General features: G+C 61.4%; 7 protein-coding genes. 3 read left to right on the plus strand and 4 right to left on the minus strand.

Translation table 11 applies throughout. The features are described 5' to 3' along the window. Positions 1 to 98: 98 nt before the first annotated feature. Positions 99 to 581, plus strand: coding sequence for a pantetheine-phosphate adenylyltransferase (coaD, locus tag B2589_RS01370; RefSeq protein WP_022988472.1), 483 nt, complete (start codon positions 99 to 101; stop codon positions 579 to 581). A 73-nt stretch (positions 582 to 654) separates the two neighbouring features. On the opposite strand, the gene B2589_RS01375 is transcribed toward coaD, so the two are convergent. The 4 genes from B2589_RS01375 to B2589_RS01390 form a co-directional block, all read right to left on the minus strand. Then, complete coding sequence (locus tag B2589_RS01375) at positions 655 to 1,947, minus strand: DUF945 family protein (RefSeq protein ID WP_286815374.1); 1,293 nt, start codon at positions 1,945 to 1,947, stop codon at positions 655 to 657. A gap of 43 nt (positions 1,948 to 1,990) precedes the next feature. Next, positions 1,991 to 4,132 carry a polyphosphate kinase 1 gene (gene ppk1, locus B2589_RS01380; protein ID WP_286815375.1) on the minus strand — a complete coding sequence of 714 codons (2,142 nt, stop codon included), beginning with the start codon at positions 4,130 to 4,132 and terminating at the stop codon, positions 1,991 to 1,993. 40 nt (positions 4,133 to 4,172) lie between these two features. Then, entirely contained in the window at positions 4,173 to 5,204 is a 1,032-nt protein-coding gene (gene hemB / locus B2589_RS01385) for a porphobilinogen synthase (RefSeq protein ID WP_022988475.1), read from the minus strand. 173 nt (positions 5,205 to 5,377) lie between these two features. Further along, positions 5,378 to 5,599: a hypothetical protein gene (locus B2589_RS01390; RefSeq protein ID WP_094624950.1), complete on the minus strand. Its 222-nt coding sequence runs from the start codon at positions 5,597 to 5,599 to the stop codon at positions 5,378 to 5,380. 272 nt (positions 5,600 to 5,871) lie between these two features. Between B2589_RS01390 and B2589_RS01395 the strand changes: the two genes are divergently transcribed. Then, positions 5,872 to 6,501, plus strand: a complete 630-nt coding sequence (locus tag B2589_RS01395; RefSeq protein WP_199458242.1) for a TetR/AcrR family transcriptional regulator — start codon at positions 5,872 to 5,874, stop codon at positions 6,499 to 6,501. Positions 6,502 to 6,503: 2 nt separating this feature from the next. Then, entirely contained in the window at positions 6,504 to 8,195 is a 1,692-nt protein-coding gene (locus B2589_RS01400; protein WP_286815376.1) for an isovaleryl-CoA dehydrogenase, read from the plus strand. Positions 8,196 to 8,330 lie beyond the last annotated feature (135 nt).

Consider the following 8,330-nt stretch of genomic DNA (forward strand, 5'->3'; position numbering starts at 1 on the left):
ACCTGCACCCATTCATAAAACCGATCACCCAAAGCCCCGGACTACAGCACACCTATGGTTCCTGCTATGCTACCGCCCACAAACAAAAGGAGCTGCGCATGCCAAAAGTCATCTACCCGGGCACCTTCGACCCCATCACCAACGGCCACACCGACCTCATCGAACGGGCCGGCCGCATGTTTGACGAAATCGTCGTCGCCGTCGCCTACAACCCGAAAAAGCAGCCACTACTGAACCTCGAAGAACGCTGCGAACTGGTACGCAAAGCCACCGCCCACGTACCCAACGTAACCGTCACCGGCTTCAGCAACCTGCTGGCCGAATTTGTGCGGGAACAGAACGCCACCGTCATCCTGCGTGGCCTGCGCGCAGTATCCGACTTCGAATATGAATTCCAGCTCGCCGACATGAACCGCCGGCTGGCCCCGGAAATCGAAAGCGTGTTCCTGACCCCCGCCAACCACCTGTCCTACATTTCCTCCACCCTGATCCGGGAAATCGCATCCCTGGGCGGAGACATCTCGGAATTTGTCGATCCGGCGGTGGCCGAGGCGCTGAAACAAAAATTCAGCCAGGCCTGAGCCCGGCTGGCGAGAAGAAAAGCAAAAGCGGAAAATTAGCGGAACCGCTGCCAGCACAGGCAGCGGTCTGAGCTCAGAGTAGCGGTGGCAGCGGAATCTGCAGCCCGTTGATGTCCAGCACCAGATCTTCCATGCGGCCATCCATCACCAGCCGGTCACCCTCCTGAACCAGCAAACCCTGCTTGATCAGCGGCGCTACCTGCATGCGCACCGCAGCATAGTCTTCGGCCAGTGCCATCGGCATGGAAAAATCCAGCTCGCCGGTCAGGCCCTGCATCACCATCAGCATGGCGTCCTTTTCAGCCCCGGCCAATTCCGGATGAGAGATATCCAGGCTGCCCTGCACCGGCCCTTCCGGCGTTTCCAGGCTCAACTCGCGGATACCGGCCGAAAAACCGGCGGCGGCCAGGTCACGGATCGACTCATTGAATCGCTGCATCACCGCCATCTGTTCCTCGAACCTGGCACCACCGCCAGCCCCGGACTTGACCGTCATCGCCTGCAGGTCTGTCATGGCCGAACTGAAGGCATTCCAGCCGGCTACATCGAGGTTATCCACCGAAACCGCCATCCGCTGGGGGCCGAATGCGTCACTGCCGACGCTCACCGACGCCACATCCAGCTCCAGGGTTGAATCCAGCCGACGATCCTGGTCTTTCGCCTCGCTGGCACTGGTCATGGCCAGGTCATTCAGGACCACGGGCTCCGCACCCGGGCTTTGTACCGACAGGGACTCCACCGACAAGGTGCCGGTTCCGGTCCAGATATCACCATTCAACCAGGCCAGGCTTTGCTCCAGGTGGACATCGTCCACAGCAAGGTCCAGCTCCGGCCCGGACAGCGACAGTGCCGGCCACACCATCATCAGATCAGCCTTCTCACCCAGACTGCCCACACTGATGCTGGCCAGGCCACCGCTGCTGCGCAGGGACTCGCCCGATGCCGGGTTATCGATCGCCATTGCCGGCGCTTCCAGCACCAGGGTGGCCGAGCCCCAAACCCGGGTTTCAAGGGTCAGGCGGGGCTTTTCACCACGAAACCAGTTGGCGCCCTCCGGTTGCCAGCCGGCGTCCGGGCGGAAATCCATCAGGCTGCCGGTCACCCCGTGGGACACCTTCACGCGGAAGTCTACCCGGTAACTGTCGCCCCGGGCCGGGTCGGTAATGGTCAGGGTGCCATCAGCTTCGGAGGCCAGCACACCACGCTGATACTGCCGGGTTTCCAGGTGCACAAAAGGCTGGGCCGCGTTTACTTCCAGGGCAGCCCGGGACCACTGCTGCTCGGTCACATAGCCCACGCCCCAGGGCGCGAGGCCGGCTCCGGCCAGAATCACTCCGCCGGCAACCAACCACTTGTTGAATTTCAAAATCAGAGTCCTGTTATCTAGGTAGTTATTGTTGTATCCGGGCTCAGACCGGCTTGCTGGTCAGGCGCTCCAACAGCACCAGCTGGGAGGCAAAGGGCTCTTCGCCCTCGGCCGGCTGGTTCTGGATATAGCTGCCATCGGGCTGCAGCACCCAGGCCTGGCAGTTATCCGCCAGGTAGGTATCCAGGTCTTCCCGCAACCGGGCCACCAGTGCCGGCTCTTCCACCGGGAATGCGGTTTCTACCCGGTGCAGCAGGTTGCGTTCCATGCCGTCAGCACTGGAACAGTAAACTTCCGGACGGCCATTATTACCGAAGTAATACACCCGGGTATGCTCCAGGAACCGGCCAATCACCGAACGCACCCGGATGTTATCCGACAGCCCCGGTACTTCCGGCCGCAGGCAGCAGATGCCCCGGATAATCAGGTCAACCTTCGCGCCGGCCTGGGAGGCCCGGTAAAGGGCCTTGATCATCTGCGGCTCGGTCAGGGCGTTGAACTTGAAGATAATCCGGCCCTTGTCGCCATAGCTGGCCTCGCGCTCGATCAGGCTGATCAGCCGGTTGTGCAGGGTAAACGGAGCGTGGAAGAGTTTCTTGATCTTCAGCGCCTTGCCCATGCCGGTCAGCTGCTGGAACAGCTTGTTGACATCATCGCCAATAGACTCGTCGCAGGTCATGAAGCTGTAATCGGTGTACAGCCTCGCGTTGCCGGCGTGGTAGTTACCGGTACCCAGGTGCACATAGCGACGCAGGCGCCCTTCTTCCCGGCGCACAATCAGAATCATCTTGGCGTGGGTTTTGTAGCCCACCACGCCATACACCACGATCACCCCGGCTTCCTGCAACCGGCTGGCCAGCTCCAGGTTTTCTGCCTCGCTGAAACGGGCCCGCAACTCGATCACCACAGTCACTTCCTTGCCGCGCCGTGCGGCATCGGCCAGCGCTTCGACAATTTCCGAATCGGCACCGGTCCGGTAAAGCGTCTGCCTGATGGCCAGCACATTCGGATCTTTTGCGGCCTGGCGCAGCAGATCTACCACCGGGCTGAAATTCTCGTAGGGATGCAGCAACAGGATCGGTCGTTTGCGGATGGCATCGAACATGGATTCCTTGCTGCGGATCTGGCGCGGAATGGACGGCGAGAAGCTGGAGTAGGTCAGGTCGGGCCGGTCTACCAGGCCACCCACGGCCATCAGGCGGGTCAGGTTCACCGGGCCGTGCACCTGGTACAGGTCACGCTCGGTCAGGCCGAATTCCCGCAACAGAAACTGCACCAGTTCTTCCGGGCAGTTATCGGCTACTTCCAGGCGCACACCGTCACCAAAGCGACGGCTGAGCAGCTCGCCGCGCAGGGCCGATGCCAGGTCTTCCAGGTCATCTTCCAGCTCAAGGTCAGCGTTACGGGTCAAACGGAACTGGTAACAGCCCTTTACTTCCATGCCAGGGAACAGCTCATCCGCGTGGGCGTGGATCATCGACGACAGGAACACCAGGTTCTCACCACCTTCGCAGACTTCATCCGGCAGGCGCACCAGACGGGGCAACGACCGGGGCGCCGGCAGGATGGCCATGCCGGTTTCCCGGCCAAAGGCGTCTTTGCCATCCAGTTCCACGATAAAGTTCAGGCTCTTGTTCACCAGGCGCGGGAACGGGTGTGACGGGTCCAGCCCGATGGGGCTGACCACCGGCAGAATCTCTTCTTCAAAGTAAGTACGCACCCACTCTGCCTGGGCCGGAGTCCATTCCCGGCGCCGCACAAAGTGGATGTTTTCCTGCTCCAGCTCGGGAATCAGGACATTGTTCAGGATGTCGTACTGCTCGTGGATGTACTCGTGGGCTACCCGGCTGATCTCCGCCAGCACCTGGTCCGGCTGCATGCCGTCCACACCCACGGTTTCCCGGCCGTACTTCATTTGCTGACGCAGGCCCGCCACCCGGATCTCGAAGAACTCGTCCATGTTGCTGCTGAAAATGCAGCAGAAAATCAGCCGGTTGATCAGCGGGTGCGTGGTGTCCAGCGCCTGCTTCAGTACCCGGTAGTTGAACTGGAGCTGGCTCAGTTCCCGGTTGAAGTAGTTCTCGCTGGCGTCCAGGTTCACTTCCTCGCCTACCGGCGGAAGCTCAACCGGCGCAGGCACGCTCAGTTCGGCATCGATTGTCTGCTTGGCAGTTTCAGTAGTCATCGCTATCCATATCCGTTGTCTGGGCAGGCGGTCGCCTGCGTCACGCCCGCGCGCGGTCTCTCATCAGTCTCGCGGCGCGCACGGCAAAATAAGTCAGAATGCCATCGGCACCGGCCCGGCGCATGGCCATCAGGCTTTCCATCATCACCGCATCGCCATCCAGCCAGCCGTTCTGGGCCGCCGCCATGTGCATGGCGTACTCACCGCTGACCTGGTAAACAAAGGTCGGCACCTGCAGTTCGGTTTTCACCCGGTGCACGATGTCCAGGTACGGCATGCCCGGCTTGATCATCACCATATCGGCACCTTCCGCCAGGTCCATGGCCACCTCGTGAATGGCTTCGTCGCTGTTGGCCGGGTCCATCTGGTAAGTGGACTTGTTGCTCTTGCCCAGGTTGGCGGCGGAACCGACCGCATCCCGGAACGGGCCGTAATAGCTGGAGGCATACTTGGCAGAGTAGGCCAGAATGCGGGTATTCACATAACCGGCACCTTCCAGGGCTTCACGAATGGCGGCTACCCGGCCGTCCATCATGTCGGAGGGCGCCACCACATCGGCGCCGGCGTCGGCGTGGGACAGGGCCTGGTTCACCAGGGCTTCTACGGTCACGTCGTTGAGCACGTAACCGTCGTTATCAATAATGCCGTCCTGGCCATGGGTGGTGAACGGGTCCAGCGCCACATCGGTAATCACACCCAGTTCCGGCTGGGCTTTCTTGAGCGCCCGTACCGCACGCTGGGCCAGGCCATCGGAATCCCAGGCGCCAGAGCCGGACAGATTCTTTTTCTCCGCCGGCACCACCGGGAACAGCGCCACCGCAGGAATGCCCAGCTCAACCAGCTCCGCCGCCTGCTCGACCAGCAGGTCAATACTCAGTCGCTCCACACCCGGCATGGACGGCACCGCCTCACGCTGGTTCTCGCCTTCGAGCACAAACACCGGGAAGATCAGGTTGTCGGCCGACAACTGGTTTTCCCGCACCAGGCGCCGGGAAAAATCACTGGCACGGTTGCGGCGCAGACGGGTAGCCGGATAGGCTCGGTTGGAAAGCGGCTGGCGTGGCTTGGGCATGAAATACCTCCTGAACATGGATGGCCTTGGAAAGTCATGACATCATACACCCGGTGAGCCGCCTGTTGCAGGGCCGGGGCAAGTCTGCAGTACTCAGATGACAATTCAATGACAAAAACCAGGACGGCGCCAAACCGGCCGCCCTGGTAAAGAAGGGAAATCGGGGAAGGAACTCAGATGGAACGGTTGTTAAAGCCCACTTCCACCTTGCGAGGGGTATCAGCCCGGAAGCTGGTATCCACTGCCTGGATCTTGCCGCCACCCTGCAAAAAGGCTTCGATATCTGACTGCAGCTGGGCCCTCACCCGGGCACGGCCGGCAACAGAATGGTTATCCTCACTGTCGCTGCCCCAGTTACCGGACTGCTCCAGATTGCTTTCGTCGAATTCACTCATGCTCTTTTCTCCATCAACGAAAACAGATTTTCAGGTGCCCTGTACGCCCTCCCGGGCAGCACCCCGTCTCGACTGCCGGCCGCCTGCGGCCCCGTCTTGGCGTCTTTATAATCCGGTTTCGTTGACGGCGCTATTTCCTGACAACCACTTTTTTGTAACGTTTTGTAAACAGGCGCATGCCATTGATTTTGAAGGGCCAATCCCATCACCTGCCAGGCCCTTCAAATTGACACAAAGAATGAATAATGATTCACTGCTTGCAAGGAGCCGGCATGGCTTATCGTGAAACTGAAAAAATGCGCCAACGCAAAGCCCAGGCGCGCCAGAAGATCATCGAAAGCACCTGGGAATGCGTGGCAGACGGCGGTTTCCAGAGCGCCCGAGTTACCCGAATTGCCGGCCTCGCCGGCGTGGCAACCGGCACGATTTACCGGCATTTCGAATCCCGGGAAGACCTGTTTGCGGAGATTTTCCGGCTGGCGACCCAGCGCGAAGTCGACAAGGTAGCCGAAGCCCTGGCCATAACAGGCAATGCGGTACAGCGTCTGGACCACGCCCTGCGCCAGTTCGCCCAACGGGCCCTGAAAGGCCCGATGAAAGCCTGGGCGCTGATTGCCGAGCCGGTGGACCCGAAAGTAGAAGAAGAACGACTGGCGTACCGCAGGGCCTACGCCAACCTGTTTGAACAAGCCATCCGGGAAGGCATCGCCGAAGGCACCATCCCGGAGCAGAACACCCGCCTGGCCGCTACATGTCTGGTGGGCGCGATATCCGAAGCCCTGGTAGGCCCGTTGTCTCCAACCCAGACAAGCGAGCTACCGGACAACGACAACAATGACAATGAACTGGTCGACACCATCGTCTGTTTCTGCCTACGGGGGTTGACCGGCACCAGGAGCTAAACATGAACAACCCGCAGCGCAAAGCTGAGTCCGCCACCGACAACCGTTACCTGTCGGCCACCCATGAGGTCATCAACCAGCCCCGGCCGCTGGAGAACTACAACCTCTACGAACAGGACACCGCGCTGCGGGAAGCCGTTCTGCGGGAAGGCGCAGGCTTCGCCAACGACGACCTCACCCGCTTTGGGGCCTGGGCCGGCCTGGCCGACACCATCGAACTCGGCAACCAGGCCAACGCCAACAAACCCGGCTTCCGCACCCACGACCGCTACGGCCACCGGATTGACGAAGTCAGCTTCCACCCGGCCTACCACGAACTCATGCGGGTAGCCCTGGAAAACGGCCTGCACAGCTCGCCCTGGACCAACCCCGGCAAAGGCGCCCACGTCGCCCGCGCCGCCAAGTACTACCTGCATTCACAGGTAGAGGCGGCCCACTGCTGCCCGGTGACCATGACCTTCGCAGCCATCCCGTCGATCCAGAACCAGCCGGACCTCGCCAAACTCTGGGCCCCGAAAATCCTGGCCAACGAATACGACCACCGTAACCTGCCGGACACCGACAAAAATTCCGTCACCATCGGCATGGCCATGACCGAGAAACAGGGCGGCAGCGACGTGCGCGCCAACACCACCATGGCCTACCCGATGGGCCAGCAAGGCCCCGGCCAGCCCTACGAACTGGTCGGCCACAAATGGTTCGTCTCCGCCCCCATGTGCGACGCCTTCCTGGTCCTGGCCCAGACCACCAGCGGCCTGTCCTGCTTCCTGATGCCCCGCTGGCGCCCGGACGGCACCAAGAACCCCTGGCAGGTGCAGCAACTCAAAAACAAAATGGGCAACGTCGCCAACGCCTCCAGCGAAGTGGAAATCCGCGGCGCACTGGCCTGGATGGTCGGCGAAGAAGGCCGCGGCGTAAGAACCATCATCGAAATGGTCGCCATGACCCGCTTCGACTGCATGATCGGCAGCGCCGCCGGCATGCGCCAGGCCGTCGCCCAGGCCACGCACCACTGCCACAACCGCAGCGCCTTCGGCGCAACCCTCAGCGACCAGCCACTGATGCAAAACGTCCTGGCCGACCTGATCATCGAAAACGAAGCCGCCCTCGCCTACACCATGCGCGTCGCCCGGGCCATGGACAACCAGGACAACGAACACGAACGCCTGCTCGCCCGCCTGGCCACACCCGTCGGCAAATACTGGATCTGCAAACGCACCCCCAACCACGCCTACGAAGCCATGGAATGCATCGGCGGCAGCGGCGTCATGGAAGACTGCATCATGCCCCGCCTGTTCCGGGAATCCCCCGTCAACGCCATCTGGGAAGGCAGCGGCAACGTCCAGTGCCTCGACACCCTCCGCGCCCTGCAGAAAGAACCCGAAACCCTCGACGCCTTCTTCAAAGAAGCCGCCGAAGCCAAAGGCGCCGACCGCCGCTTCGACCAATACCTAGCCCAACTGCAACACGACTTCGCCGACATCAGCGACTTCCAGTACCGCGCCAGAAACCTGGTCGACCGCATGGCCCTGACCATGCAGGGTTCGCTGCTGCTGCGCTTTGGCGACAAAGACGTCGCCGACGCCTTCTGCGCCTCCCGCCTGCAAAACAACGGCGGCATGAACTACGGCAACCTGCCCTCCGGCACCAACCCGGCAGCGATTATCAAACGGGGGACGCCTGTAGTAGGCTAGGGAAACCCAGCCAGCCTGGCGCACCAGACAGATGGCAGCCGGCTGAAGAGACTCCCCTTGCGAGGTTTGTGAACCGGCGGGGGATGGCTTTCCAAAAATTTGCGGAGCCATGGATGGCGGAGCAGAAGCGCCACA

The sequence above is a fragment of the Marinobacter sp. UBA3607 genome (assembly GCF_002375525.1).
Lineage (GTDB): Bacteria > Pseudomonadota > Gammaproteobacteria > Pseudomonadales > Oleiphilaceae > Marinobacter > Marinobacter vinifirmus.

Bases quoted from the DNA above. Each gene is read 5' to 3' on its own strand.
- B2589_RS01395 (WP_199458242.1), top strand. From the start codon at position 5,872: ATGGCTTATCGTGAAACTGAAAAAATGCGCCAACGCAAAGCCCAGGCG.
- B2589_RS01400 (WP_286815376.1), top strand. From the start codon at position 6,504: ATGAACAACCCGCAGCGCAAAGCTGAGTCCGCCACCGACAACCGTTAC.
- coaD (WP_022988472.1), top strand. From the start codon at position 99: ATGCCAAAAGTCATCTACCCGGGCACCTTCGACCCCATCACCAACGGC.
- ppk1 (WP_286815375.1), bottom strand. From the start codon at position 4,132: ATGACTACTGAAACTGCCAAGCAGACAATCGATGCCGAACTGAGCGTG.
- hemB (WP_022988475.1), bottom strand. From the start codon at position 5,204: ATGCCCAAGCCACGCCAGCCGCTTTCCAACCGAGCCTATCCGGCTACC.
- B2589_RS01390 (WP_094624950.1), bottom strand. From the start codon at position 5,599: ATGAGTGAATTCGACGAAAGCAATCTGGAGCAGTCCGGTAACTGGGGC.